The organism is Caulobacter sp. AVps18 (genome assembly GCF_058681425.1).
In genome coordinates this window covers 3,845,376-3,872,111 of record NZ_CM178737.1, presented here as the reverse complement: position 1 = coordinate 3,872,111, position 26,736 = coordinate 3,845,376, and the positions used below count along the sequence as shown (strand labels likewise).

Annotated in this window: 19 protein-coding genes, 1 tRNA gene and 1 pseudogene; 10 read left to right on the top strand and 11 right to left on the bottom strand. The window is 63.0% G+C overall.

Annotation, left to right across the window (positions count from 1 at the left end):
• Nucleotides 1-13 precede the first annotated feature (13 nt).
• Genes hfsH through hfsE form a run of 4 tightly spaced genes read right to left on the bottom strand, consistent with a single transcriptional unit; the run spans nt 14 to nt 4,549 of the window.
• A complete protein-coding gene (gene hfsH, locus ACW179_RS17470) occupies nt 14-787 on the bottom strand; it encodes an oligosaccharide deacetylase HfsH (protein WP_492060728.1) in 774 nt (257 codons plus the stop codon).
• Nucleotides 787-1,719, bottom strand: a complete 933-nt coding sequence (gene hfsG / locus ACW179_RS17465) for a polysaccharide biosynthesis protein HfsG (protein ID WP_492060727.1) — start codon at nt 1,717-1,719, stop codon at nt 787-789. The genes hfsH and hfsG overlap by 1 nt, the downstream gene beginning before the upstream one ends.
• Nucleotides 1,716-3,161 carry a polysaccharide biosynthesis protein HfsF gene (gene hfsF / locus ACW179_RS17460; RefSeq protein WP_492060726.1) on the bottom strand — a complete coding sequence of 482 codons (1,446 nt, stop codon included), beginning with the start codon at nt 3,159-3,161 and terminating at the stop codon, nt 1,716-1,718. The genes hfsG and hfsF overlap by 4 nt, the downstream gene beginning before the upstream one ends.
• A gap of 8 nt (nt 3,162-3,169) precedes the next feature.
• Complete coding sequence (gene hfsE / locus ACW179_RS17455) at nt 3,170-4,549, bottom strand: polysaccharide biosynthesis protein HfsE (protein WP_492060725.1); 1,380 nt, start codon at nt 4,547-4,549, stop codon at nt 3,170-3,172.
• A gap of 287 nt (nt 4,550-4,836) precedes the next feature.
• Here hfsE and ACW179_RS17450 point away from each other — a divergent pair.
• Nucleotides 4,837-4,927: transfer RNA gene (locus ACW179_RS17450), tRNA-Ser, on the top strand.
• A 385-nt stretch (nt 4,928-5,312) separates the two neighbouring features.
• On the opposite strand, the gene ACW179_RS17445 is transcribed toward ACW179_RS17450, so the two are convergent.
• The 4 genes from ACW179_RS17445 to ACW179_RS17430 all read right to left on the bottom strand — a co-directional run bounded on the left by ACW179_RS17445 (nt 5,313) and on the right by ACW179_RS17430 (nt 8,430).
• The gene (locus tag ACW179_RS17445) at nt 5,313-6,959 is read right to left on the bottom strand and encodes a recombinase family protein (RefSeq protein ID WP_492060724.1); all 1,647 of its coding nucleotides are present in this window, start codon (nt 6,957-6,959) and stop codon (nt 5,313-5,315) included.
• A complete protein-coding gene (locus ACW179_RS17440) occupies nt 6,959-7,369 on the bottom strand; it encodes a DUF2924 domain-containing protein (protein ID WP_492060723.1) in 411 nt (136 codons plus the stop codon). Before ACW179_RS17440 ends, ACW179_RS17445 begins: the two co-directional genes overlap by 1 nt.
• A complete protein-coding gene (locus ACW179_RS17435; protein ID WP_492060722.1) occupies nt 7,369-7,845 on the bottom strand; it encodes a DUF3489 domain-containing protein in 477 nt (158 codons plus the stop codon). The genes ACW179_RS17440 and ACW179_RS17435 overlap by 1 nt, the downstream gene beginning before the upstream one ends.
• 234 nt (nt 7,846-8,079) lie before the next feature.
• The gene (locus ACW179_RS17430; RefSeq protein WP_492060721.1) at nt 8,080-8,430 is read right to left on the bottom strand and encodes a hypothetical protein; all 351 of its coding nucleotides are present in this window, start codon (nt 8,428-8,430) and stop codon (nt 8,080-8,082) included.
• A gap of 305 nt (nt 8,431-8,735) precedes the next feature.
• On the opposite strand from ACW179_RS17430, the gene ACW179_RS17425 reads away from it, so the two are divergent.
• From ACW179_RS17425 to ACW179_RS17395, 7 genes are all read left to right on the top strand, one after another.
• On the top strand, nt 8,736-10,103 hold the full coding sequence (locus ACW179_RS17425; RefSeq protein WP_492060720.1) for a site-specific DNA-methyltransferase: 1,368 nt from the start codon (nt 8,736-8,738) through the stop codon (nt 10,101-10,103).
• On the top strand, nt 10,100-10,498 hold the full coding sequence (locus ACW179_RS17420; RefSeq protein ID WP_492060719.1) for a DUF5681 domain-containing protein: 399 nt from the start codon (nt 10,100-10,102) through the stop codon (nt 10,496-10,498). Before ACW179_RS17425 ends, ACW179_RS17420 begins: the two co-directional genes overlap by 4 nt.
• Nucleotides 10,482-12,122 (top strand): phage terminase large subunit, encoded by a 1,641-nt coding sequence (terL, locus tag ACW179_RS17415; protein ID WP_492060718.1) that lies wholly within the window; start codon nt 10,482-10,484, stop codon nt 12,120-12,122. The genes ACW179_RS17420 and terL overlap by 17 nt, the downstream gene beginning before the upstream one ends.
• 213 nt (nt 12,123-12,335) lie before the next feature.
• On the top strand, nt 12,336-12,986 hold the full coding sequence (locus ACW179_RS17410; RefSeq protein WP_492060717.1) for a hypothetical protein: 651 nt from the start codon (nt 12,336-12,338) through the stop codon (nt 12,984-12,986).
• Complete coding sequence (locus tag ACW179_RS17405; RefSeq protein WP_492060716.1) at nt 12,983-14,980, top strand: hypothetical protein; 1,998 nt, start codon at nt 12,983-12,985, stop codon at nt 14,978-14,980. Before ACW179_RS17410 ends, ACW179_RS17405 begins: the two co-directional genes overlap by 4 nt.
• On the top strand, nt 14,962-16,875 hold the full coding sequence (locus tag ACW179_RS17400; protein ID WP_492060715.1) for a hypothetical protein: 1,914 nt from the start codon (nt 14,962-14,964) through the stop codon (nt 16,873-16,875). Before ACW179_RS17405 ends, ACW179_RS17400 begins: the two co-directional genes overlap by 19 nt.
• Before the next feature lie 151 nt (nt 16,876-17,026).
• Entirely contained in the window at nt 17,027-19,252 is a 2,226-nt protein-coding gene (locus tag ACW179_RS17395) for a hypothetical protein (RefSeq protein WP_492060714.1), read from the top strand.
• Nucleotides 19,253-19,389: 137 nt separating this feature from the next.
• On the opposite strand, the gene ACW179_RS17390 is transcribed toward ACW179_RS17395, so the two are convergent.
• The 3 genes and pseudogenes from ACW179_RS17390 to ACW179_RS17380 form a co-directional block, all read right to left on the bottom strand.
• A complete protein-coding gene (locus tag ACW179_RS17390; protein WP_492060713.1) occupies nt 19,390-20,130 on the bottom strand; it encodes an HNH endonuclease in 741 nt (246 codons plus the stop codon).
• 83 nt (nt 20,131-20,213) lie between these two features.
• Complete coding sequence (locus ACW179_RS17385; RefSeq protein ID WP_492060712.1) at nt 20,214-21,728, bottom strand: AAA family ATPase; 1,515 nt, start codon at nt 21,726-21,728, stop codon at nt 20,214-20,216.
• Between the two features lie 157 nt (nt 21,729-21,885).
• Nucleotides 21,886-22,469: pseudogene (locus tag ACW179_RS17380) on the bottom strand (IS6 family transposase).
• A gap of 335 nt (nt 22,470-22,804) precedes the next feature.
• Here ACW179_RS17380 and ACW179_RS17375 point away from each other — a divergent pair.
• Nucleotides 22,805-26,008, top strand: a complete 3,204-nt coding sequence (locus ACW179_RS17375) for a hypothetical protein (RefSeq protein WP_492060711.1) — start codon at nt 22,805-22,807, stop codon at nt 26,006-26,008.
• Nucleotides 26,009-26,019: 11 nt separating this feature from the next.
• The gene (locus ACW179_RS17370; protein WP_492060710.1) at nt 26,020-26,733 is read left to right on the top strand and encodes a hypothetical protein; all 714 of its coding nucleotides are present in this window, start codon (nt 26,020-26,022) and stop codon (nt 26,731-26,733) included.
• Nucleotides 26,734-26,736: the final 3 nt, after the last annotated feature.

Below are 26,736 nucleotides of genomic sequence, written 5' to 3'. Positions count from 1 at the left end.
CGAGACCGGGAGTTTAGAGGCCGATCCGCCGAGCGCCTTCGGCGACGGTGACGACATCGAACCCGGCATTGATCGCCCCGTCCACCAGCCGCTCCAGCGCGCCCGTCGAGCAGCCCCACTGCGAGGGGGTTTCGCTGACGTCGTGGGTATAGAGGATCAGCCAGGCCTTGCGAGCATGGGCCCGGTCCAGCCATTTGAGCGCCACCGCCTCACCGTCCTCACCCTCGACGCCGACGGCGGGGGCCTGGTTGAGGTCTGCGCCATTGGCGATCAGCCCGTGGTGAAGGGCGCGAACAGTCTTGAATCGCGTCGCCAGCAGGGTCTTGGCCGGCGCGCCGACGTCGCCGTAGGGATAGGCGAAGCTGACGGGCTGGCCCGCGCCCCAGTCGGTCAGAGCCTGTGCGTTCTGGTCGATATCGGCCAGGGTCGTCTCTCGCGAGGCCTGTCCGCAATCCAGGTGCGAGAAGGTATGGCAGCCGATTTCGTGGCCGGCGGCGTGCAGTCGCGCGGCGTCCTGTCCCGTCGCGAACCGGCCCATCGGGCCGTCCCGCCCAGTCAGGCCGGCGGCGAAATAGTAGGTGCCGCGCAGGCCGCGGGCTTCCAGGATCGCCGCGCCCGTCTCACAGGCCGTGGCCGGGGCGTCGTCGAAGCTGAACGACACCATCGGCCGCTCCAGTCTTACCCGCGCCGGGCGGCGATGGGCGAGGCGGATCAGCCGGCGGCGCAGTTTGCCTTTCAGGGTGCGGTCGGGTTCGTAGGCGTCGACCTTGTCGTGGGAAACCTGCATCAGACAGCCTCGGCATAGAGGGCGGCGCGATAGAGCCGCAGGGCGAAGGCGCGCAGCGGCAAGGGCGCGGCCTCCATCAGGGCGAAGGCCTTCAGCCACGGTCGCCAGACCCCGCGCAGGGGCAGCGACCTTAGGACCTTGGCCACCTTGTAGCTGGGATAGCCACTGACGATGTCGGGGTGGGCAGCGACGACCCGCGCAAAATTGGCGGCCGACTGCTCGTATTTGGCCGCCATGGCCGGAGCGGTGTCGAGGCCCAGATGGCTGGCCGAATTGTCCACATGCAGGATCGGGTGCTGGCGCCCCACCCGCATGGCCCATTCCACATCCTCCCAGCCCCAGCCGGCGAAGCCCTCGTCGAAACCGACGGTTTCGAAGACATCTCGGCGGACCAGAAGATTGGACGTGAAGACATGCTTTTCCGGCTCCCGGGCGCGTTCAGGCGCCGGGGTACAGTCGCTTTTAAGTGCCATAGCCCGGTGCAGGGCGTGCTCGGGCCTTTGCGGGGTCTGGTCCAGGGTAAAGCCGCCAAAGGCAACGGGTGTGTTCTCGCCTTCGACCAAGGCGCTCCAGCGGGCCAGGAAATCTTGCGGGTCGGGCAGCATGTCGCTGTCCAGAAACAGAAAGTGTCCAGCGCGGGCGTGGCTGGCGAGGCGATTTCGCCCCCGAGCGCGGCCCTCATTATGGGAGAGGCGGATCAGACGTGCTGGGACACGCAGGCGCTCAACGCGCCTGGCGATCCGTTCGACCAGGTCCGCGTCGCCGCCGCCGTCGTCCAGGACGATGATCTCGGCGCGGGCGCTGGGATCATCCAGCGCCTTGAGCAGGGCGGAGGGGTCATCGCGATAGGTGGGGATCAGCACCGACAGGCGCGGCTGGGCGCTGGCCCAGGCGGCGTTGTCGGTCAGGGTCTCGGTGGCGGGGGAGGTCATGCGGGGCGCACCTTCCGGCTCGCGATTAGGGCGGCGATACGCGCGCGCAGGCCGTCAACATCCAGCGCCAGGACGACTGCGCCATAGACGAGCGCGCCGACACCGGCCTTGAGGATCAGTTCAAACAGTCCGCCGGGCGAGGGCAGGAGCAGCACGGCACCGGCCATCACGGCGCAGCCGCCACCAGCCTTGACCAGGGTGCTCCAGGGCACAGGCAAGGGCTGGGCGCTCTGGCCCAGAACCCAGGCCGCGACGGCGCCGAGCGCATAGCTGGCGGTGGTGGCCCACAGGGCGCCGTTCAGGCCAAAGCGCGGGATCAACAACAGGTTCAGGATCAGGTTGGCCGCCGCCGGAACCGCCATGCTGGCGATCAGCATCGGTGTGCGCCGGCCCAGGGTGAAGGCTTGAAGCAGATAGTAGGTGGTCACGCCCGACAGCCAGCCGCTTGCGGCGATCCAGGGGGTGACGTGCGCCGCACCTGAGCGCAGCGACTCGCCGATCATCAACTCGACCAAGGGCGAGGCCACCAGGGCCAGGCCCGTTGCAGCCGGCAGGGTCAGCAGGACCATGAACGAAGCCTGCTCGCGGGCGGCGTCCTTCAGGGCTGCCGGTCCGCCGCGTTCTAGCGCGGCAATCAGGGCAGGGGCGCCGGCCATGCCCAGCCAGATGAACACCACATCCAGGGTACGGCTGCCCAGCGAATAGCCGGCGTGATAGACGCCCACCGTAGCCTCGTCGAGGTAGGCGGCGAGCAGGAAGCGATCGGTTGTGGACAGCACCAGCGCCAGGATCAGCGACAGCGACACGGGCAGGCCATAGGCGGCGTAGTCACGCGCCATAGCCTTGTCGAACCGGCCACCGACCATGCGCGCCAGTTCGGCAGGCAAGATGAAGACCAGGCACAGCAGCGAGATCGCGCCCATGCCCAGGATCGGGGCCGCGCCGCCCAGGCCGATCAGGGCCAGGATCAGGCCCAGCCCAAATCCACCCACCGTCTGGACGATATCCAGCAGGGCCGCACCCGAGACGTCGCCCGCCGCACGGCGGCGCTCCTGCGACAGCTTGGTCAGGCTCTTGATGACTACCGTCGCGAAGGCGGCCGCCAGGGCCACTTTCATCGGGGCGTCGAGGGGAGCGAAGCGCAGCACAAGGGCCGCGACCACCGGGGTCGCCAGGGCTGCTGCGCCCCACAGGCGATAGAGGGTGGCGAAATGGTCGGGCAAACGGCCATCGGCCTCGCGCGCCGCCTGGAACCGGGCCATGGCCGCTTCGGTCCAGGTCAGCAGGATCGTCTGGGTCAGGCTCAGGGCCGAGAAGGCCAGGGCGTAGGTTCCATAGGCCTGCGGGCTAAGCACCCGCGTGAACAGCACGATGGTCAGAAGGCCAACCACGCCCTGTGCGATATTGACCGGCAGATAGCCGAGGACGCCGCGCCAGAACATGCCGGACCTCAACGCACCACCGACCGATCCCCGAGCAGGCAGGGGAGGGTCATGGCGATGATGTAGAGGTCCAGCCAGAACGAGTGGCGCTCGATGTAGTCGACGTCGAGAGCGATGCGCTCGCGCACCAGTTCGGGCGTATCGACGGGGCCGCGCGAGCCCTTGATGGCGGCCCAGCCCGTGACGCCAGGCTTCATGCGATGGCGATGTGCGTACTGTGCGACCAGCTTTGCTGACTCGACGTCGCCGGTCTTCATGCCCACGGCATGGGGGCGCGGGCCGACGATCGACATCTCGCCCTTCAGAACATTGAACAGCTGCGGAAGCTCGTCCAGGCTGGTCAGGCGGATGAAGCCACCCACGCGCGTGACGCGGGCGTCATTGGCCTGAATCTGCTGGGCGGCGGTGGCGTCGGTCAAGTCGTGCCGCATTGAGCGGAACTTCCAGACGAGGATCTCTTCGTTGTTGAATCCGTGACGACGCTGGCGAAAGAAGATCGGGCCGGGGCTGTCCAGGCGCACGGCCACCGCGATGATCGCCATGATAGGCGCGGCGACGACCAGGCCGAGGCTGCCCAGGACCAGGTCCTGGACGCGTTTGACTGCGGCTTTGCGAGCGTCGGTCGGCGCACCCGACAGGTCGGCCAGGGCGGCGTCGGCGATGCGTGACAAGGCCGCCTCGCTGTCGGCGTCGCGGCCCACATCGACGAACAGGCTGATGGGGTTGGGCAGGACGTCCAGCCGGTCGACCAGCTGTCGCACCCGGCCTTGCGCGGCCGAGGTGACAGTGATGACCACGCGGTCGACATAGGGCATGACCCGGTGGTCGATCAGGGCGGTCGTATCGCCCAGCACCGGCACGCCCAGGATGTTTTCGGGCGCGCGGTCCAGGCGGTCGTCGAAGATGCCCAGCACATTGACCTCGCCGGTGCGCATGGCCGCCTCGATCAGGCGCTGGGCGTTGGCTGTCGCCCCGACAATCACGACATTGGGCGTCAGGTGACCCTGCTTGCGGCCATGGGCCACGAGACCCCACCACAGGCCGTGCAAGGCCGCCAGGATCGCGGCCAGCCCGGGAAAGGTCCAAAGGGTCGTCGGGGCCACCGGAAGAATCAGGCTGACGAACAGCACAGCCGCCGCCGCGCCGCCGCTGGCGGCGATCACTCGCATCAGGTGGCGTCCCAACCGCTCGCGACGGGCGAAGACATAGGCGTCCAGGGTCCTGAGGGCCAGCAGCAGCACGCCGCCGCCAACGGTCAGGGCCGCGCCCGTCGCCAGGGTCGGGACCATGCCGAATATGGCCAGGCAGGAGAGGGCGATGGCCAGGTTGTCCAGGCTGCGAAAAGCGCGCGCCAGGGTTCGGGCCTCGATCCGGGCCCGGGCCGGCACCAGCTGGCCTGGGCGAAACGGCCCACGCTGTGCGCTCGACAGCGAAGGACGCGCAGCCCTTGCATGAGCCGCAGGCGGGGGCGCCTTGTGTTCATGGAGGGCCGCCGGGCTCTCGGCCTTCGGGGCGTCTGTATCGCGGGTGATGGCGGGCGGCATCGGGTCCGAACCGGAAAAACGAGGTTCAAACTACCGCCGTCCTCTGAGCTTCACGTTAACACCGGCAAATTCCGACAACGCGTGATTGTCATGTCGCTGCGAACAGGCTATCCAGCCGCTCCCTCTCAGGAGGAGACGTGGCCGAGAGGCTGAAGGCACCGCTTTGCTAAAGCGGCATACCCCAAAAGGGTATCGAGGGTTCGAATCCCTCCGTCTCCGCCAACCACCCCGGTAATTTCTCTCAAACGGCCCTCGACGCTCCTAAGCGACCGAGAACGCGCGTCTTTTCGACGACAATCGCTCAGCACGGTCGCCGTTTCCCCTTCGAACAGCCCTTTGACCGGGCCAGAAGGCGCGGCATATCTCCGCGCCGCTGTGATCCAGGTGAGTTTCCCTGCGAACAGGGAAATCTACAGGGAATGGTTTGAATTGCCCGCCAGTTTGGGCCGTTTCTAGCAGTGACCCGCTTGGAAAAAGCCAATCACCATGGGGACTTAAGGTCTCTAAAGAGACCTCCCAATTTCTCAGCCGAACAGGGAAAATAGATTCGGGAACAGGCCGCATCGATTTCCAATCAGGGAATGGCTGTACGCGAGTTAAGGCCGTTTCAGACGATGGCGAACATGCGCCGCTGATCTTCCCAGAGAATCGGAATGTCCCCGGCCAAGAGAAGGGCCAGGGACAGGGTCGCTGGCTGACGACCTTCCAAAATCATCGCCTGGAGGTCCGGAGCCAAAAAGCTCAACCGCATCAGGGCGCGGAAATAAGGGCTCGGTAGGCTCTTCTGAAAACTGACCAGCTCGGGTCGACCAAAAGGACTGTCGCCGGCCGTGGCGACAAGCTTGTGTCCGGCTTGCAGTCCACGGATCAAGGTCGCATCGGCCCGGGGCACACGGTCCAAAATCTGGCCGGAGTGGTCGCTGACCCAGACGCGTCCATTTTGCGCCCTAAGGCGGCAGGGCACGATCACTCTGACGAGATCTAGATCTCCAATCTCAGCGGCGAGCTGCTCACCAGGAATAAGCCGTTGGCTCAGGGTCTTAAGGTCGGCGGCTGGGTCTCCGCAGCGCCTCAGGAGATGGGACTTATCGAGCAAAATCTGCAGGTGTTCGGGATGCACCTCTATGCGCTTTAAGGCCGGTCGCAGCGGGCTTCCAATGTCCTTGGTGAGTCTCGCCACCAGGGACATTGCTAGAGACTCGATCTTGTTTGCCGGGACGCGCCGGACAACGTCGTGGTCCGTCTCGGGTAGGCCGGTCAGACGGGAGGTGGACACATAGTAGCGGTAGACCCGCCCCTCGCGCCGCTTGCTGTAGACCGGAGACATCGGCGCCCCGTCCGCATCGAACGTCAGGCCCTTCAGGGGCATGGTCGTAACGCTGGTCCGGCGATCAGTGTGGCGATGCGCATGGCCGGCCATGAGCTTTTGAACCTGGTTGAAAAGCTCTGGCGTGATGATCGGCGGATGAGCGCCGACCGCCGCCGTGACGCCGCGATGGACGATCTCGCCCAGATAAACCCGGTTCTTCAGCAGCGCGAAGACCGCACCCCGACTGAACGCGACCCCGCCTCGCGAGGCGCCCTTGGCGGACACGATGACCTTCGTCTTTGCGCCTTCACGGCGGAGCGCCTCGCAAAGAGCATGGACCGAACCCAGGGCCAGGTAGCGCTCGAAGATCTGGATGACGCGGGTAGCTTCTTCACTGTTGACCACAAGGGCGCGCGTCAGCGGATCGGACGGCTTGTCATATCCAAGCGGCGGATTGCCCCCCATCCACATGCCCTTCTTCTTGGAGGCGGCAATCTTGTCGCGGATGCGCTCGCCTGTGACCTCGCGCTCGAATTGGGCAAAGGACAGCAGGACGTTGAGTGTCAGCCGACCCATGCTGGTGGTGGTGTTGAAGGCCTGGGTCACGGATACGAACGAGACGCCCTTGGCATCGAAAGCTTCAACAATCCGGGCAAAGTCGGTAAGCGACCGTGTCAATCGGTCAACCTTATAGACCACCACCACATCGATCCGGCCCTGGGCGATGTCTGCCAGAAGCTGCTTCAACCCCGGCCGCTCCATCGAGCCGCCGGAAAAGCCTCCATCGTCATAGATAGCGGGCAGCGCCCGCCAGCCCTCGCCGATCTGGGAAAGGACGTAGGCCTCGCAAGCCTCTCGCTGCGCGTGCAGGCTGTTGAAACTCTGATCGAGGCCCTCCTCAGAGCTCTTGCGGGTGTAGATCGCGCAGCGGAGGAGGGCGGCCATCAGGCGCCCGCCTCCTCTCGAAGCCCAAAGAACCTCGGACCGTTTCGCTTTACCCCGGTCATGGCCAGAGCGACGGCTGAAAGGCTGGAATAGACCCTGCCTTGCCAATCATAGCCGTCGGCGACCCGCCGGACTTCGTGGAGGTCACCACGCCAGCGTTTGGTGATGGTCAGGCCCTGGCTGACATGATCGCGTGTTCCGGCGCCAATCTCCCGCAAGCGTCGGCGGGTTGCCGCGTCCAGCCCGCCAAGCGCCGCTGCTTGAAGCCTCCAGGCCAGCGACAGGCGAAGAAACTCCGGCGACCTGGTCTTAGGCGGCGGCCCGTATCGCTGCCGCCAGGCCATGCGAAGGCCCTCGAGGTCTAAAGCCTCCAGGCTCCTGACCTCTTCGGCCAGGTCCGAGGCGGCCATTACGCGCCAGCCTGTTCGACGATCCGATAGACCCGGGCGCCGTCGATCTTGTTGGACGATACCGTCAGGCCCAGGCGCTTCTTGATCGAGCCAGAGATCGCTCCTCGGACCGAATGGGTTTGCCAGCCTGTGGCCGCCATCATCTCTTCGATCCGCGCGCCTTCGGCCCGGCGAAGCAGGTCGACGAGCGCGCCGATCTTACCGGTCGGGTTTGCCGGGGCGCCAGGCGTCGAAGCTGGTGACGGGGCTGGGGCGTGTTCGTCCGGCGCCTCGGCCGCTCGGCCAACCGCCGCGCGACCAGCCTCGGTGATCATAATCTGGTCGCCACCGCTCGTTTCGGGCGGCGCCATTAGAAGGCCTCGTTTGATCAGGGCTCTGACGGCGTTTCGGGCTCCCTCTGGCGCCGGTGCTGCGCCCGTCGGGTTAGCGGCGATCGCCGCCAGAAGATCGCGGTGGGTGGGGCTGAGCTTGGTCATGACATCCTCGTTGGCGAGAGGCTCGCAGGCTGCGGCCTCTACCAGAGCGAGCCCGGAGCGGGCCGGGCGTCGAAAAAGGACGACTAGACGAACGCTCCGTTTTCAGGTGAAGTCCAGCCGTCGCCAGCGTGTTTTGAACCTTTCGAGGACGAAAACTGTATGGCAAATCACCGTAAAATCATTGAACGCGACATCGTTGATCTCAGCGCGTTGGGCCCTGGATTAAGGTCCGCTTTAGTCCTCGCGACGTTGGCGTTTCCAGGGTTGGACGAAGGCGAAATCCGGCAAAAGACTTTCTTTCGTCTGAGCCTTAGGCGCTTTGGGCTCATGTCCGACGAGTTGCGCGCAATCCTCCCCCAACTTGTCCAGACCGAGTCTCGAAATTTCGAATTCATCGATGGGGGGCAGAAGGTCCTTCAGCGGGTGCTGCGCAAAAAGTTGGACGCGGGCTATCTGGCGCTTCAACCAATCTTGGCGGCCGAACGCGGCGAGCTGCCTCTGCGGCGCAGAGGTCGGCGCTGGAACCAAAGTTCTGCTGTTCGTGCCGCCGCCCATCAACACGGGATGCATGAACGGGATTTCCATAGAAGGGTCGTGATCCCTAGCAGGCCCGTCATCCATATTGCATCAGCTTGGTCAGGCTTGTTGGGCCGACGAAGACTGCAGGGGTTATGCCAAGACGACTTGCTGCGGATTGCGACAGACTTGCCTTTTGCGAATGCGCTGATCGCGGAGTCCCAGCGGTTAGAAGCGATTGTGGACCGGAGCGATCTGCCCGTGACTGAGGCGGAGCTGATTAGGTTCAGAATCTAGTTCAAACGAAAAACTGCCCCTAGTTTGCGACGTCGACGTGCACTCAATGGGTCTCCTCAGATCGTGAGGAGACCCAAATGCCCGCCCGCCCAAAAGCCAAGCCCGATGCGACACCCACCGAGCGCAGGCTCCACGTCGAACACCTTCCAATCGACGCCCTAACGCCCAATCCTCAGAACGCTCGCGACCACGGCAAACTCCAGATCCGCCAGCTAGCCCAAAGCATCGAGACGTTTGGGTTCAACTGCCCTCTCTTGATCGACAGCGACCAAAAGATCCTCGCAGGCCACGGCCGCTGGCTAGCCTGCAAGTCCCTGGGCCATGAGCTGATACCCGTGATCCGCGTGGATCACCTCACCCCCGATCAAGCCCGCGCCTTCGCCATCGCTGACAATCGTCTGACCGAGCTTTCGACCTGGAACGACGCGACGTTGGCGGTTCACCTGAAGGACCTGGCCGCCGCCGACCTCACCTTCGATCTGGAGGTGATCGGGTTCTCGATGGGCGAGATCGATCTTCGGATCGAAGGGCTGGACGATGGCGCCGCCAAGGCCGGCGATCCTGATGATGAATCGCCCGCTGCTGGCCCTGCGGTCTGTCGACCCGGCGACCTCTGGACCCTGGGCCCGCACCGCATCCTATGTGGCGACGCCTTGGAGGCGGCGACCTATGAAAAGCTGATGGGTGAGGATCTCGCCGCGGCGGTGTTCATGGATCCCCCCTACAACGTCCGCATCGACGGCCATGTCACGGGCAAGGGCAAGAACCGGCACCGTGAGTTCGCGATGGCGACGGGCGAGATGTCGAGCGTGGAGTTTACACTGTTCCTGGCCAAGGCGCTGGAGCGGGCGGCGGCGGCCAGCCAGGACGGATCGGTGCACTTCGTCTGCATCGACTGGCGCCACGCTTTTGAGCTGCTGGCGGCCGGGGATCGCGCCTATGACGGTCTGCTCAACATCTGCGTTTGGGCTAAGAACAACGGCGGCATGGGCTCGCTATACCGCTCGGCCCACGAGCTGGTGGCCGTCTTCCGACATGGCCGAACTCAGCATCGCAATAACGTGCAGCTTGGCCGGTTTGGGCGCTCTCGCACCAATGTCTGGTCCTATCCTGGGGCCAACAGCTTTGTGCGTTCGTCTGAGGAGGGCGATCTCCTAACCCAGCATCCGACCCCCAAACCCGTAGCGCTGGTGGCCGACGCCCTGCTCGACGTCACGGCGCGCGGCGACGTGGTGCTCGACAACTTCCTGGGATCAGGTTCGACCCTCATCGCCGCAGAGCGTATTTGCCGCCGCGCCCGAGGCGTGGAGCTTGATCCAGCCTATGTCGATCTGGCGATCCGCCGGTGGCAGCGGCTGACCGGCGATGTGGCGGTCAGGGCCGACGGCGCCACGTTCAACGATCTGGCGGACAAAGCCACGGTCTCCACGGAGGCGGCCCAATGAGCGGCTCTGACAAGGCTGACGTCGGCTACGGCCGGCCGCCCATCGCCACTCGGTTCCGCAAGGGACAGTCCGGTAATCCCCGCGGGCGCCCGAGGGGGTCTCGCAATGTGGGCTCGCTCATCAGCGCCGCTCTGGAGAGCTCGGTGGTGATCAACGAGAACGGCAAGCGGCGCAAGGTCAGCAAAATGGAGGCGGCCTTCATGCAGCAGGCCAACAAGGCCGCTGCCGGCGACGGCAAGGCCATGCGGCTGATCATGGATCTGCTCAACGCCTACAATCCGGCCGATGCAACCCCGGACAAGGAAACCGCCCAGGCCCGGCGGGCGAGCGATCTGAAGACGCTTAAAGTCTTCGCGGCTCGGCTCAAGGGGGGCGACTATGAAGACGCGAACTGAGCTGGAAGATCTGGAGCTGACAGACGCCATCGCCGCCCTCAACCGGACTGATTTCTCGAGCTTCACCCAGCTCGCTTTCAGGGCCGTCCAGCCTGAGGTGGACCTGGTCTGGGCGCCGTATCTGGATCTGGTCTGCGGTCATCTGGAGGCTGTGGCGCACGGTACTATGCGGCATCTGATCATCACCATGCCGCCCCGGCACCTGAAGTCCTTCTGCGTCTCGGTCGCCCTGCCGGCCTATTACCTGGCGCATTATCCCGGCAAGCAGGTGCTGTGCGTCAGCTACGGCCAGGATCTGGCTCGCAAGTTTAGTCAGGACACTCAGACCCTGATGAAGAGCTCGGCCTTCCTGGACCTCTTCGGTCCGGTTCTGACCAGGGATCGCCAGCAGGCCAATCTTCTGACCACCGGGGAGGGGGGCGTGCGCCGGGCAACCTCCATCGACGGCACGGCCACGGGTCTGGGCTGTGATCTGCTGATCTTCGACGATCCACAAAAGCCTGGCGAGACGCTGTCGGACGCCGTTCGCGGCGCGACCAACGCTGCCTACGAAGGTACGTTCCTGAGCCGACGCAACGACCCTTCAACCGCCTGCATCGTCATCGTCATGCAGCGACTGCATGACGATGACTTTGTCGCCCACGTCCAGGCCAAAGGCGGCGCCGACTGGACGGTCATCAACCTGCCCGCCATCGCCGAAGAAGACGAGGTCATCACCTATAAGACCCTCGTTGGATCGCCGACCTATCGGCGCCTGCAAGGACAGGCTCTGCATCCAGCGCGCGTGCCCCTTGAGGAGCTGGCCCATATCCGCTCGGCGATGGGGGAGGGGGTGTGGGCGACGCAGTACCAGCAACGGCCCACGCCCGCAGGCGGGGGGCTGGTCAAGGTCGACTGGTTCCGGCGCTACGATGCCGGCGATCTACACGCCGGCTTTGACCGGATCGTGCAGTCCTGGGACACGGCCAACAAGACCGAGGAGTGGCACGACTACAGCGTCTGCACGACCTGGGGCGTGAAGGGCAAACACGTCTATCTTCTCGACGTCTTCCGCAAGCGCCTGACCTATCCCGATCTTCGTAAAGCGGTGCTGCGCCAAGCGCAGATGCATGACGCCGGCGTCGTCTACATCGAGGACAAGGCCTCGGGCACGCAGATCTATCAGGAGCTTCGCGCCGAGGGCTTTGGCAAGCTGCGGCCGATCAAGCCGACTGCCGACAAGAAGATCCGGATGACCAATCAGACGGCGAAGATTGAGGCGGGGTTTGTGCATCTGCCCAAGGAAGCGCCCTGGCTAGACGACTACCTCCATGAGCTGACGGTCTTCCCCAATGGCAAACATGCCGATCAGGTCGACTCGACCTCGCAAGCCCTGGACAACATCTTCAGCTTCGGGCCGGGCGAGAACCTTATGGAATACTACCGGCAGGAGGCCGAGGCGCTGCAAGGCCGCGACGGGGGCGTCTGGGTCCTGAAGCCGCCGCCGGCCGTCAATTGCCACTACGACATTGAAGGGTATGAGCACCGACCTATGCCGGATGGCTGCTTCTACCTCAGCCGCAAACAGGCAGTGCCGAATCTGAACCTGCCGGGCTGGACGCTGGTATCGCGCCCGCCGGAGTAGGCGCATCATGGGGCCGGGGAACGCGAAAGGATGACTTTTCTCGGACCTTGGGAAGGTCCGCTTACGGTCGGACAGTATCGATTGATCTTCCGCACCATTCCGTCCTTTCGGGCCGACCTCGACCATTCAGTGCGGGGCGTGACTATCCGACGTTGTCGCGCGTACGTTGTGAGGCTAGCCTGTTACAAACAGAGAGCGGGGGCTCCCGGCGTCTTGACCGTTTCCAGTGTCTATACCGACGAGCCGACCCGGCAGTTTCGCGACGCCCTGCGCCTGCTCTTCATTCTGGCCGAGTGCGGCGACGCTTTGGCCGACCCCCCGCCAGTTCCGCTGGCGGTTCGCGTCATCGGCTCTCAGAAGCGTCTGCAGAAACTGGATTTCTGGGTCCGAAATCCAGATCACCTCGCGCATGCGCTGCTCGACGTCTACATCGATACCAACGAGGCCAAGTGGCTGCGGCACACCCAGGCGATTTTGGGTACCGAGGAACCAGAAGTTCGTCGGGATGCCATGGCTAAATACCTTTACGGTGCTTTCGAGCCGATCGATACGGGTTTGGCCCCCTTGATCAGTTACGGTCTTGCCCAGGCTTTGCGTCACCCACAAACCCGGCGTCAGCGCTACTTCCTTCTCCAGCGGGGCGCCGAGGTTGCTGCCCGGATGGTCGCCGAACTGGCAGAGGCACAGTGGTACTCCGATCGCGCCTGCTTGGTCGGAGAGCTTTGCAGCGGGCGTTCGGGGGAGGACCTGGCCCGTATGCAATACCAACAACCAGAGTACGCCAGCGCGCCCAATGGCGAGACCATTGCGTCCATCGCCGCCCAAGTTCGAGCAAGGCTGGCCAATCTTGAGGGGCGCTCGTGACTAAACCGGTGATCGATCATAAGGACGGCGCCCCGGCCGGCACACCAGCTCCGATCGCGCCATTTCGCGAGGCCGTCGCGGACAAGGCGAAAGTCACGCTCGCCGTGGTCGACCTACTTTTGGATGAACTGAAGGTCGAAGAGGAAGCGCCAAGCCGACGTGCCGATCACCTGACGCTCCGCCGCCTGATGTTCAGCGGAACGAAGAGGGATACGGGCCATACCGACGGTGCCTATACCTTTGAATGGAAGGACCTTGGTGTGGGGTTGTATGCGGCCCTGAGCAATGGCACCAACCAAGTCGGCAAGAGTACGATCCTGGAAGTCGCGCTCTGGGCGTTGCGCGGTGACACCCGGGCGCTGAAGCCCGAGGTTCGATCATGGATCGACACCGTCGAGCTTGAGTTCTCGATAGGACCTGATCGCTACAGCGTCGACTTCATGGACTTCGACGCCGTTCCGCGGGGAAAACTCGTCCAAGTCTACCCTGGGCCAGCCCGAATTCTGAAGACCTTTGAAGGCGACGACGACTTCGAAAACACGATGGGCGACCTTATGATGCGGCGCTTTGCGCTGCAGCCGATCCCCAATGTCAGTCACACTGGTGATGAGGCCTCCCAGTATTTCCATTCCTGGACCGCCTACGCCGGGTCGATGTTCATCGAGGGCTCCCACCCGGCCATTCTCGGCGACATCACCGTAGGGGCCTTGTGGTGGCGCATGCTCCACCTTTTTGTCGGCATGCCCTATGCCGCCACGCACATGGCGCTGAGGAACGCCGTGACACTCGAGCAAGCCCAGCGAGAAGGCACCACCCAAGGCAAGTCGAAACAAGACGCGCTGTCGGTGGAATTCCAGCGCGTCGAGTCCGAGCGCAAGGCCTTGGAGAACAAGCTCAAAGCCCTCAGCGATGGTGCGCTCAAGCTCGACGAGATCGACGCGCTGTCGCTCGAGCACGCCAAGCTTTCACGGGAGGGCAGCGAACTGCAGGCGCGCTCGGCGGAGGCTGAATGGGCCGTCACCGCGCTTCGCCAAGAGAAGAACGAGGCACGCGCCACCCAGCGTCGGCTCGAAGAGGGCGCAGCTTCCAAGCGCATCTTCGCCGGCCTCAAACCGGTCTGCTGTCCACGCTGCGCGGACCCGATCCCGGATAGCCGTTCGCAGACGGAGGAGGCTGATGGACGTTGCGCTGTTTGTGACCGCGAGACGCTCAAGGACGACCAAGATGCATTGAATGACGCGCTAACCGCCGCGATGGAGCGGGTGAAGTCTCTTGGTGACGCCGAGGCTGCGGCGCGTAAGCGGGGTGACGAGATCGCTCTGTCAGCCAAAGACACCGAGCGCCGACGGGCCGAGGCGGTGACGCGGCTAAAGGCGATCGAAGCCCAGGCAGCGGCCTTGCGGGCGCGGCGCGAGTTGGAGGGCCAACTACTCCGCGTAGCCGGGAAGCTGGAACAGTTGGGGGCCTTGATGGCGCATGCCCCTCCCGCGCCGCCCAGCGACGACCGTCTACGCATCCTGCGGATCGCCGAGGCAATCGCTGAATCGCGCATGAAGTCCGCTAGCGCCGAGCTGTTTCAGGATCTCGAAAGCGAAGTTGTCGCGATCGCCCAGCGGTTTGGCTTTCGCGGGCTCCAGACCATTCAGATCCGCGGTAACGCCATCTCGGTCACCGTTTCAGGCTCGACCAGCGGCTTTTCCAGACAAACCGCTGGGCAGAAGCTTCGTCTGCGGATCGCCTTGGTGATCGCGATGATGCGGATGGCGGCCCGCAGCGGCTTCGGCAACCATCCAGGCGTTCTCTTCATCGATTCCCCGGGCAGCGAAGAGCTGAGTGATGCGGACCTAGTGGCGATGATGGCTGAGATTGGGCAGGTGGCCAGCGAGACGCTCAACCTTCAGATCTTTCTCGCCTCGGCGAGACACGACATCCTCGCGCCCGCCATCGCTCCGAAGAACATCAAAGCGCCCGCTGAATGCGGAGCGATGTTCTGACCGCGATATCGCAGGAGGAACTGGCGCGTCGCCTCGTAAACTTCACGGTGCCCACGCTAGCGGATCTTGGCGGGCTCGATAGCCTGGTCGCCGCATCCGACGCCCTGGCTCAAAGCCTCTACGCCGATCGCGCGATCACGGCGCTGGCGGGATCCAGCGAACCCTTGAGCATGCAGGCCGTCGCGCTGGTCAGCGACATTCTTGGCCATAATCCGCACCCCTTCGTAGTCTCAGCGGCGGCCCAAGGCGTTCTGGAGCTGCCGCTGGACGCACGGGACCAGCGTTTGCTGCAACGGCGTTTGTTGGAGCGCGCCAGCAGGCGCGACACTGTGCCCGCCGCGCTCATGGCGTCGGAGTGCCTTGCTGGCGCCTTCCTCTTGGCTGACCTCCCGGGCGCGTCACGACCTGCCGCCATAGCGGCCCTGGATGACCTCCATGCGGGCGAGGCCGAAGTGGTGCTGCGTCGAGGGGCGCTGTTGGCAGGCTTGGCTTGGTTGTGGAACCGATCGCCGGACTTGGAGGACCTTCTTCGGCGTTTAAGTGTCGACGCCGAAGCCGGTGAGCAAGCGCTCTACGAACTAGCCCTGATTTCCCTAGATCGGGCCTTGACCGCAGATGACAAGGCGACGCTTCTAAGCGGCCTTGAGGTCGCCGCGGGTCAGTTTGCAGCCGCTGCCGTGGCCGGACCAGAACTGGTCGAGGCTTTCGCGCTTTCCAGGGTGCTGACGGCGCTCGTGAGTTTCTGCTCGGACGAGCCCGAGGATTTGGAGATCCTGTTGGCGCAGGCCACCGCCGCGACGGCGGCGAGGACGATGGAGATGGATCGCGCGGCTCTGCGCACCTGGCTTCGCCCACGGGTAGACGCCGAGATCGCCTGGTGGTCGTTGGCCTCGGCCCTGAAGGGGCTCTCGTTTGATCTAGCCAAGCCTAGTTGGTTGCGCGCGGTTCCCGTCCTGGAACAGATCGCGCGGCTCCGTCGCACGATGGTCCCGCTGGCGACCTCAAGCGGCGATAGGCTGCGAGAAGCCGTTACAGAAACCGTCGCCTTGAGCTTTCTTCGCGAGGAGGGCCTGCGTAGTCACCTGGCCGCATGGTGCGACGACGACGCCACGACGGCTGATGACCGCGCCGAGGCCATGGCGTTGATCGCTGCCGTTTCGGCTTTGGCCGATGAGCGGCGGCGGTCTTCGCTCGGGCGTGCTCCCGCGATCGCATCGCCCGCTCAGGCCGGGCCGCCGCTTGACGGAATGGTCGCTCTGTCGACGCCGTCCAGTTTCACCGGTCCCATCGAGCGCGCCTATCTGGCGATGGACAAGGCGCTGGAAGGCCATAGTGACTACACGGGAGACATGCGCGGCGATGCACGCAGTCTCATCACCTATCTACATCTGTTCCTTAGCCATTGTCTGGACATGACCCCAGCGATGGCCAAGGGCACGTTCGACTTCCTGTTCGCTAAGGACGCAACGACGCCGCTCGAGGTCGAATTGCAACGCGCCTGTTGGCACTTCTTGCGACTCCAAGCCAACGGGTTCCCCCAGCATCAGATCTCGCGCGAGCTGCCCGATGTCGGTGGCGGGCGCGCTGACATCGCCATCGTGCGACCAGGATTTCGCATGATCATCGAAGTCAAGCGCGAGCTGGTGGACGCATCCCGACAGGCGATACGCCAGTACCTCGGGCAAGTGGCGACCTACGAACTCACTGGGCCGCGAATCGGTTTTCTGATTGTCTTAGATCTCGTTTCCCAACGTGGGTGGCCCCTTACGCTTCAAGACAACTGCTGGGTCGAGGCGCTGCAAACGTCTCAGGACAGTACACCGCGCATGGTGTGTGTCTGGCGTATCCCCGGCGGCCGACAGGCACCGTCGAAGGTGACGACGCCGGTACAATGACGCCGGTACAATAACGCGGCGGGGCGACTTAGCTTCGGCTACAGGGACCAAATCGTACTGCGGTCGTGCGATAGCGGTTCCCTATATAGAGGGCAAATGGCTTACGAGACTGAGCGGCGGCCTCCGGGTCGTTACCCTCCAGCGAGGATCCATGGCTAAGACGCGCCGTCCGATGAGTCCTCTGCGTAAACTCAGCTCCACCGAGGCTACCGCCACACGCGCTGAGGGCGCTTGGGCGCAGTCCAGCTTCAAGGCGACGTTGGCCGAGCTAGAACAGCTGGTAAATGAGAGCGACGGCGTTGAAGTAATGGCGCGGTTGGCGTTCTCGCTTCTCTATTCCCTGGGCCGCGATCCGCAGCGCCAAAAGCGCCAAACGGTGCAGGTGTTTCACCTGGAGCTGTTGCAGGCGCTCTATCTGTCCAAGCCGAGGACCGCGACCGACGCGGATGCCGATCACGCCGCCATGGCCGGGCGGGCGATGACCCTGATCACCGAACATACCACAGCCTTTCTCGGCCGCTCCAGCGGCCGGGTCGCCGACGATCCGACCGAAGACGCCCGGTTGGCGCTCGTCGATCAGGTCCAGCGATGGTCACTGGCAGTCCGGGGCGCGCGGCACATCCACCAGACGCTCGGGTTTCTCAAAGACGTGTCGCCCTCACTCGACGTGGCCTTCAAGAGGAAGTTCGGCTGCACCTTGGACGAGGTTGTCAAGTTGATCGAGGGCTTCTTCGATCTTCTGTCTCAGCGCTTCAATGCGGATCGGGACTGGCGCCGGAAATGGATGTGGAAGCGCGGGTCGCGCGCCCACAAGGTGGACGCGTTCTGCGCCCGGTTTCCGGAAGAGGCCGCTGAGCGGTTCCGCGCAGAGGCGGCTCACCCCGGGCTGTCGGAGCAACACCTCTTCGGTCTCATGTGGGTCACTGCAGAGCGCCTGCTGGCCGGCGTCTTTACGTTTCGATACGAGGACATCGACGCGCGCTTCCGGATAGGCGAGGAGACCGCGCTACGGGCCTTCCTAGACAGACTGTCCTATCGCTTCGGTGATCTGGCGCAGGTGTCGGCGGACCGCATCCAGCTCGCCAATCCCGTCCGTCTGAGGCCATTTGTGCGGCTGGATGACGACAGCTACTTCGCCGCCAATTCTGCCAGCCTGGGTACCGGTCTGGTCGAAGTGATCGAAGACCTGTGCGCCGATGACGCTAGGCTCAAAGAGCGATGGGAGCGGGCTAAAGGTGACTGGCTGGAGATCAAGCTCAAGCAGGTCGTGAAGGCTGGTCTGCCCCATGCCGACGTCTGGTCAAAGGCCAAATGGGTCGACGACGAGGGCAAGGAATGGGAATCCGATGTTGTCGCCGTCATCGACAAGACCGTGCTGGTGTTCGAAGCCAAGTCGGGACGTCTCAGCGCCCCGGCCCGCCGGGGCGCGCCCGAGCGCCTGAAGAGCGACCTGAAGAAGCTGGTCGTCGATGGCTCGGAACAGTCCGAACGATTCAGAGACTGTGTCGCCGAGGCCAGCCTACCCGTTACCTTCACAACAGCTGACGGCCCCCTAACCTTGGACCCGCAGGCAGTCCGCCGGATTACGCGGGTCACCGTGGTCTTCGATTCCTTGGGCTCGCTGTCGGCGCACTGGCCGCAACTGGTCGAAGCCGGCCTATTGCCATCCACCATCGACATCGCCCCGACCATGAGCGTCTTTGAGCTCGAAACCGTGTTCGAGGTGCTGACGCTCGAACTTGAGCGCTGTCACTACCTGCACCGGCGCTCGGATTTTGAGAAGAACGCGCGGTACACGGCGGACGAACTCGATCTCCTCGCCTTCTATCTGGAAACTCAGTTCAATGTCGGTGAGGCCGAGTTCGACGGCACTCCATTCGAGCTTTACGGAGCCTCGATCCCGCTGGCGGCGGGCTACAGCGAGCGGCGCGCCGCCGGAACCTTGGCGTTCCCCATCACGCGCTCGAACTTATGGAGCCGACTGCTCCACGCCCTGGAAGATGCTCGGCCGGTCGGATGGACGCGGTTCGGCTACCGCCTTCTGTGCGCAGACCTGAAGGGACAGAAGACCTTCGAGGGCCTGGTGCGGCAAGGCTGGCGAGCGGTGGAGCGCAAGCCGAACCACTTCTTTACGACTGGGATCACTTTCGGGAGCCGCAACCTCAGACACACGATCGCCTTCGCGGTAGGCGCCCCAAACTCCCCAGAGCAGTTTCAGAAGAACATCGGTCACGCCTCACGGTCGGCGGGCTTGCAGGGCGGGCAGGACAGCTTGCTGCTGCTCTACTGGTTCTTCCCGAAGACGGGGCACGCCTACGACTTCATCGGCGTGATGCGGACCGCCGGCCAGATCGAGGCATCAGCTCGCCAGATGTGATGTCCGCCCATGAACGGACCAGAAGCGCTCTGGAAAACCAGGATCAGCCCGCCGACATCAAGCCTTACCCTGGCCCGTGACCAAGTCCGCCAGGAGTGCTTCGACCCGTTCAACATCCTACAAGCTAGCCGATGGAGCTAAGGCGTAGTCAGCCAGTCGAGTGTTTCCTGAGGTTGAACATTCACGGCGCGGAAGAGCGCTGGCCGCCAACCATTTACGGGTTCGCCAAATTCGGGATTCTTGATCTTCGAATGCAGCGCTTTCGCAACCGCCGCTGCCGGGTGACCTTTAACGCTGGCCTTGAACGAGGCCATGTAGCTGTGCGCCCGGCGACTGTAGCGATCGCCCAGACCCAAGCGAGCAAAATGGCGTTCCACCAGCTCTCGCTCGTCATCCGACAACGCCCCGCCGTCGTCGATGTGAAAGGTGACCGTCATCTTGCCAGCGTCGAAGCTGAGGTCGGCTTCCAACACTCGAGCGTTGTTGGACGGCTCCGCGCTGGGGTGCAGAAAGAGCCGTGCGTTGGTGACCTTAGCCTTGATTGCATTGAGCTTCTTGCGATTGCATGGCGTGCAGATCGGAACGAGGTTGCGGCCGTGCAGCGAGAATTCCGGGAACACGGCCTTGGGAAGGAAGTGATCCAGGTCAGGATTGGTGTCGAGTGAGCAGTAGGGACAGAGGTCGGCGTCTGCGGCTGGCAAGGACCCGATCATCTTGCCGAGCCGTCGCTTCATGGCGACGGTGCGGCCGTCATAGCCGTCGATCAGCTTGGTCCGATCAGCCTTGCTCATCGTGATCGCCACCAGCGTATGGACGTTGGGCGACGCGGCGTCGTAGGCGCCGCAGGCCACTGCGACAGCGGCCACGAGCGGTTCCATGGCTTCCTTGCGTTCTGGTGTGGATTCTTCCACTAGGTCGGCGAACGAGGGAACCGCTCTCGCCGCGTAGGGACCTAGCCGCCTCACAGCTCACCGTCCTGGTCTGCACGGGCCTCGTCCAGCCCATAGAGGTGCATTTGGGCGGGTACGCCCAGCGGGTAGGGGAAAAGCGCCTCGACGGCCTGTGCGCTACCATGTTGCTCGAACAGGGCGTCGAGCACATGGGTGAAGTCGGTTTCCGGATCGGCAAGGCCCAGCACTCGCCGGGTCAGTTCTCCCAGGTCCTCTCCGAAGCTCTCGAACCTGGGCGTCCGAATATTCGGGCGATCGGTGCCATCTCGCGTGAAGACGCGAACATAGCGGCTGGGGATCTGCTGCAGCAGGATCGGCGAATGCGTGGCTACGACGGCGTAGGAATCGAACTCCTCCAGCGTTTGGTTCAACGCCGCGATGACAGTTGTGAGCAGCCCGGGGTGGAGGTTGGTTTCGGGCTCGTCGATCAAAAGCAAAGAGCCTTCCTCGATGAAGCCGACGATGTTGCTGAAGATCGCCGCTACAAGGCGCTGTCCGGCGCTCAGGGCGCGCACGGCCTCGTCCCGAACGTCCTGGTCGCCAGAGCTCAAGGCTTCGGCGCGGGCGGGGTCGAGCAGTGTGGACAGGACGCGCTGGAGAACGTCTTCCCGGTCGCTTTCGACGACAGGCTGGAGCGCCTCGCCCAGCATTTTGCCGATTTCGTCGGCGTTGATCGTCCCATCGGCCGTTCGTAGACCGCAGTACTTGTAGGAGGCCCTGGAGCGGTAGGAGACCCCCAGTAGTCGCGGCGCCCGCGCCGGTTCACTCGGTAGGGGGAACTCGTCAAAAGCGTTATAGGAGATGGTGATCACCCGGCTGATTTCGGGTGGCGGGATGATCTCGGTCTTGGGCATGCCCTTGCGGGTGACTTCGGTGAAGACCTGGGGCGGCATGACGGTGGCCGCCAAGCTGGAAAGCGCGCGCGTCTTGCCGGTGCCGTTACGGCCGACCAACAGGATGGTTCTGTTGGGGAGGCCGTTGTGGGCCGAAAAATCCAGGTCAACGACGTGTGACCCGGTGGCGCCCTTGAGCTTCATCGTGAACTTGAAGACCGGCGGTTCGATCTTCTCGCTCGGCGCGTCGATGTAGTGGCCGCCGCGCTTGAGCGCGTGCCGCGACGAGGCCTCACGTAGGAAGGAGTCCTCCCAAAGCTTAATCGCAGTGATGCGTTTCTGGCGTGAGGGTTTGGCGACGATGTCGCGTAGAGCGGTGAGGTATCTCTTCCGCAGCCTCTCGGGAAGCTCGCCGATACGTCGGTAATAGGCGATGGATTCGCCCAGCGAAGCCGCCTTGGCTGGCAGTTCGTCGATGAGCGCCGGCAGTTCACCGCCCCGAAATCCCTTGTCGCCCACGGCGATGCGAACGGCGCCTAGGTCGATCTCATCGTCCTTGGTACGATGCAGCGTAGCGATGAACCGGCACTTCCAGCCGAAATCGTCCCAGGCGTCCTGGTAGAGGCTGACATACGGATAGGTCAGACCCTTTAGCGTCGGGGTCGACCGGGCGCGGTAGACAAGAAACTGCATCGGGGCACTATGCCCCTCTGCCTATGGCTAAGCTAGGGGCACCGCGAGTAGGTCCGATCTTGGACCTGAGGTTGAAGCAGGATCCGCGTTGGAGCATTTCATCCGGAACTGACAAGTTAACCGCCGTCGGCCGCGAGGCGTGCGGGGGAGGGGATAGCTAGGCCGCGGCGGTGGCCGCCGTCCAGGCAAGCTCCGCCTCGGCTCGGAGCTTTCGAAGCCCCGGCCGGGAGATGAGGTGGGGCTGGAGGTTAAAGGCGTTGTAGATTGGTCCGTGGCTGGCGAGGAAGCGTTGGGCTGAGCCCTGGGATTTGAACTTCCTTCTGCTTTCGTTCTCGTCGTCGGATGACCAGATGGGAGTTTTCGGCGCGGTTGTTCTGGGAGCCGACATAGCAGCTTCAGAGCGGCCTTCTTGTTGCGGCGTTTCTGAACCAAGACATCGAGGACTTCGCCCTCGTCATCGACGGCGCGCCAGATGAACATCCGCCGCCCGCCGATCTTGGCCACGACCTCGTCCAGATGCCATCGGCCGGTTGGCGCAGAACGGCCGCGCCGCAGATTTGAGGCGATCAACGGGCCAAACTTGTTGACCCAGCATCGAATGGCCTCGCGGCTGACCTCGACGCCGCGTTCGGCCATCAATTCCTCGACGTCGCGAAAGCTCAGGGTGAAGCGGAAATACAGCCAGACGGCGTGCCTTATGACTTCCGCGGGAAACCTGTGGCGCTTGAGTGAGAGCTGCACGAACCATCTCCGAACTCGAGCCCCGTCGAGGCCGAAAGTGGAGACAAGTTAGCGTTAGACTGACAGCACCCACCCAAGGCATCGGGCCTGGAAAATCCAGTGTGCAGACAATCGCGTAAGGCCCGAACGTGGCGGACGCTTCAATCTTGCCGTCAACAGGAATCCCCTCGGATCGGAAAAAGCATGCCGAATTTCGTGTTCCTCGGCCCATCGTGATCCGGCGACCCGGCGGCGGCACCGCCAGATTGTGGGCTAGAAAGCGCAGCTACATATTCTTGACTTGCTAAAGCAGCTCCGACGGCCAAGCTTAATCGGAAAACGAGAATCTTCGCCCCATGCAATCCATGCACTCTCTTATCGCGACCGATGCGGTTCCTGACGGCCTCCTCTCTGCGTTGGGTAGCCGCGATGTTTCGCTGTGGCTGCATAAAGTGCCGGACGGGTTGGATGCGGAGAGCCTTGCTGCCTTTATCCGGTTGCCCTGGCGCGAAGTTTTCCTCACCGACGCACACGAAGCGCTTCTCAATATCCTCGCAAGCGATAGCGATGCTGACCTGACGCGGAAGCGGGGCTTCATCCAGATCATCAGAAGCGATCCCTCGCTTATCCCGCTTCCACCGCGATCCCTGCCTCTCTATGTCCTCGACGCTGGAGACTCTGGGTTTGACGCCACGCTCAAACGGATGGCGATGCTCGGGATATTACGGCGGTCGAATGTGCGCCGTCTGCTCGTGCTTTCCGGCGATCGAATCGAAATGCCGAACGAGCTGGCAAACCTGCTCGACGCAAGTTTTCATCCGTACGTCACTCTAGTCTCCGACGATGATAACGCGTTTGCCGACGCTACCGCTTGGGCTGAGGCGGTAACAAAGGGTCCCCCAGCACAACTATTCGGACTGAAGCCCCGTGCGTTCGTCGAAGATCTGACGCGGCGCTACCTTGAAGCCTATCCAAGTCAGACGACGCTTGTCCGTATGCGTCGCAGTGGCGGGGAAACGGTACTTGTCGACCTCACCGACGCGGACAATGTCGAGCGGCCGATCCTTGCAAACTATGACCTTATCCAAGAACGGGATCTGGCTTCGATCTCGCCAGAAGAGCTTTCTGAGGAAGAGTTTGGCGCCTTCTTCGAAGGGGGAGAGGCGTCATGGCGCCCATTCGCTGCCGGTGTGCCTTGGCTACGGAACGATGACAGCTATCGACCGCTGGAGAGGTTGCTTCGCCGTCTCGACACAGTTGGATCGGCCGAGAATAAGATTGCTTACATCGCGAGCGAACCGGGGGCGGGCGGCACTACTCTAATCCGCAAGCTCGCATGGGAAGCCGCTAGGGCTGGCTATCCGGCCCTGGTGGCAAAGCCAGCGCCTTTCGCACCCGACGCGTTGCCGCTCGTGGGCTTTCTGACCAAGGCCGACCAAGTGGCCGGCTCTGCCGATAGGCCTGATGTCGAAGACCAGCGGCTGTACGAAACGCCTTGGGTAATCGTCTTTGATCGCGCTCACTGGGAACACCGGGAAGGTGAACTCCGCCGGTTTCTCTCCGAACTGGAAAGGTCGGGTAGGCCGGCGATCGTGCTGGTGGTCACTGGTCCGATCAAGCCAACCGCCTTTTACAGCGAGGCTTTCGCCCGCGAGATCGCCGCGCTTACCCACATCGTCGACTCGTCGGATGCCGTCGGCCTTGGCCGGCATCTCAACGTATTCCTGCGTACTTACGGAAAAGAGCGGTCGGCAGAAGAATGGGAGCGCTTCTACCGCGCCCATAGTGTCCGAGGAATGGGCGCCAATGCTGCGTTCTGGATTGCTCTTTCCTTCTGGCTTCGCAGCAGCCGAGATCTGAGCGGATCTATCCAGGAATGGATCTATGCGGCGTTTCAAGAGCATGGCGGAACGTTGGCGATGAAACGCGCTCTCGTCGAAATCGCGGCTCTCAGTTCGGAGCGCCTCGCTTTGAACGAAGGGCTCTTGCCGCAATCTGACACCGAATGGCCTCTCGGAGTTCGCCTCGAAGACTCGCGCACTAACCTAGCAGCCCTGGGGCTAATTCGGGTCTCAGCCGCCGGCGATCAGCACTGGGGGCTCGCGCATGATATTTTAGGGCGTCTGCTCATAAACGCGCTGTTTCATGACCACGACAGTAGAGTTGAGTTGGGGTATGGAGAGGCTCGGGATGCTGAGCATCTTCGTTTCCTCGCTCTGAAGGATATCGCCGTAAAGCCCGCCATGGCGGAGCTACGATACCGCGCCCTCGCAGACGAGTTTCCGACTGTAATTTTCAAGGTTGATCCGGCGCATGGCCTGAGAGCTTTTGCGACTATATGGCGTGAGGTTCTAGAGGCGCTGGATAGCATGCCGAAGCCTCTAAGAGACACTAGCCGTCTCTTCCGGCACCACACTGCAATTTCAAGACGACGGATCGCGCTGCTTGAAAGTCCAATCTATGATGTAAGGCCTGCCGACCAGCTCGTACTCTTAGAGCAGGCAATCATCGACATAGAATATGCGATTTCGTCAATTGAACGTACCCCTGGCGATGAACCGGATCTAAATCTCTACAATTCTCTCGCCAACGCATACTTGAATTTAGCGGATGTTAAGGCTGCTGCATCGGCCCCGCGCGATGAGGTCGCTCGCTTGCGCGCGTTGGCCAACGACGCCACCCGGCGGGCTTACGGTGAGAACCCTACGAACCCGTTCGTGGTGGAAACTCATATCAAGAACTTGCTGAGCATCGCGAAGTCGGAGCCAGATCAAGCAGTTCCATCGTGCCTTGAAGCCCTGCAAGCTTTGTACGAGGCCCTTCGCGGCGAAGATCACCGTCTGCGCACGCCACAGCTTGCGCGCCTAGCAGAGCAAGCGCTCGACATCCTGTTTGCGAATGTCCCGCCGGAAGCCAGTCAGAGCGAGCCGCAGACAGAGATCGACGTCCTGATCAATGCATGGCGCATTCTGTCCCGAGCCGGACCCGCCAATCTGGAAGAGTCGTTTGCGCACCTGTCTCTGGATCTCGCGGATGAGGTACTAGCCGCGCTCGAGCATCCGGTAGCGCGTGGCGATATTCAGGTTCTACGCCTGCGTTACGGCATCCTCAGTTCGGCGAGGCCGTTTGAGTTTTTGCGCCGTGTCGAACTGTTGCAGAATCTGCAGCAAACAGACAATCGGCCGTCGCCGCAGCTCCGGCTTGAGTACGCGCTTTTGCTTTATCAGGTTGGTCGTGCCGCGGAAGCCGATGCTCAATTTGCACAGCTTCGAAGCCTGTGGAGGAACTCTGAGCATTTCGTTCGCGTCCCTGAGCCCCTCAGTTGGCTGCGTGACGGCGAAGCTGAGGCGCTGGCGACGGTTCAGGCAACGATGGGATCTGACCAAAGCTACAGGCAAATGGCCAGGGTTCAGGAGTTCGGAAATCGAACCGCTCCGTTCAGACCTGAAGAGTTCGGCGTTCACAGTATGCAGCCCGGCTATCGCTTTCGAGCTCATGTGTCGTTCGGCCACAACGGTCCGTTTTTGCGCCCGCTTGGCGCGCGCACGAAACGCAGCTGAGGTTGTGGCAGATGGACGCGATCACAGCTTACGCAGCTTCGAAAGGATGGACCCTAAAGCGCAATATAGTTGTCGTTGAAGGTTCCACTGACGAGGCGCTTTTCGAGTTAGCGAGTTACTTTGCAAACCGCGTCCAGGTCGAATTGCTTGGGCAGGAGATTTCCATCGTGGCGGCGGGAGAAAGAGATCTCGGTGGCACTTTCGGCGTGGGTCGTGAATTGATTACTCTGCGATCCATGGCGGCGAGCATTCTCGATGCTCGCGGTGATCCTATGTACCGGGTGATCGGTGTGGTCGACGACGACCATGCGGGACGCAAAGTCATCACCGACATTGCGAATATTGATAGAGGCGTATTGGAGTTTCGCGACATTGTCCGACTCCGCCCTGTAATGCCTGTCATTACGGGCGCCGATCCGCAACAGCTCCGGGCGGCTAGCAATTTGGCAAACCTACCGTTCGGAGGTCTCGATTGGGAGGTCGAAGACGTTCTGTCTGCGGGCTTGTTGGCCGAACTCGCTAAGCAACGGCCTGCCGATGTCCTCCGGCGAGACACTCGCGGCGGTCGGACGCACCATGAGCTAACGAAGACAGGAAAACGCGAACTGCATCAGCTCGTACAGCGTCATGCCGTACTCGCTGACCTTGGCGGCGTTGTAGGAATCATACGTACTCTACGGGCGATGTTCGGATTACCCGACGCGCAGCTACCACAAGCTTCGTGAGCC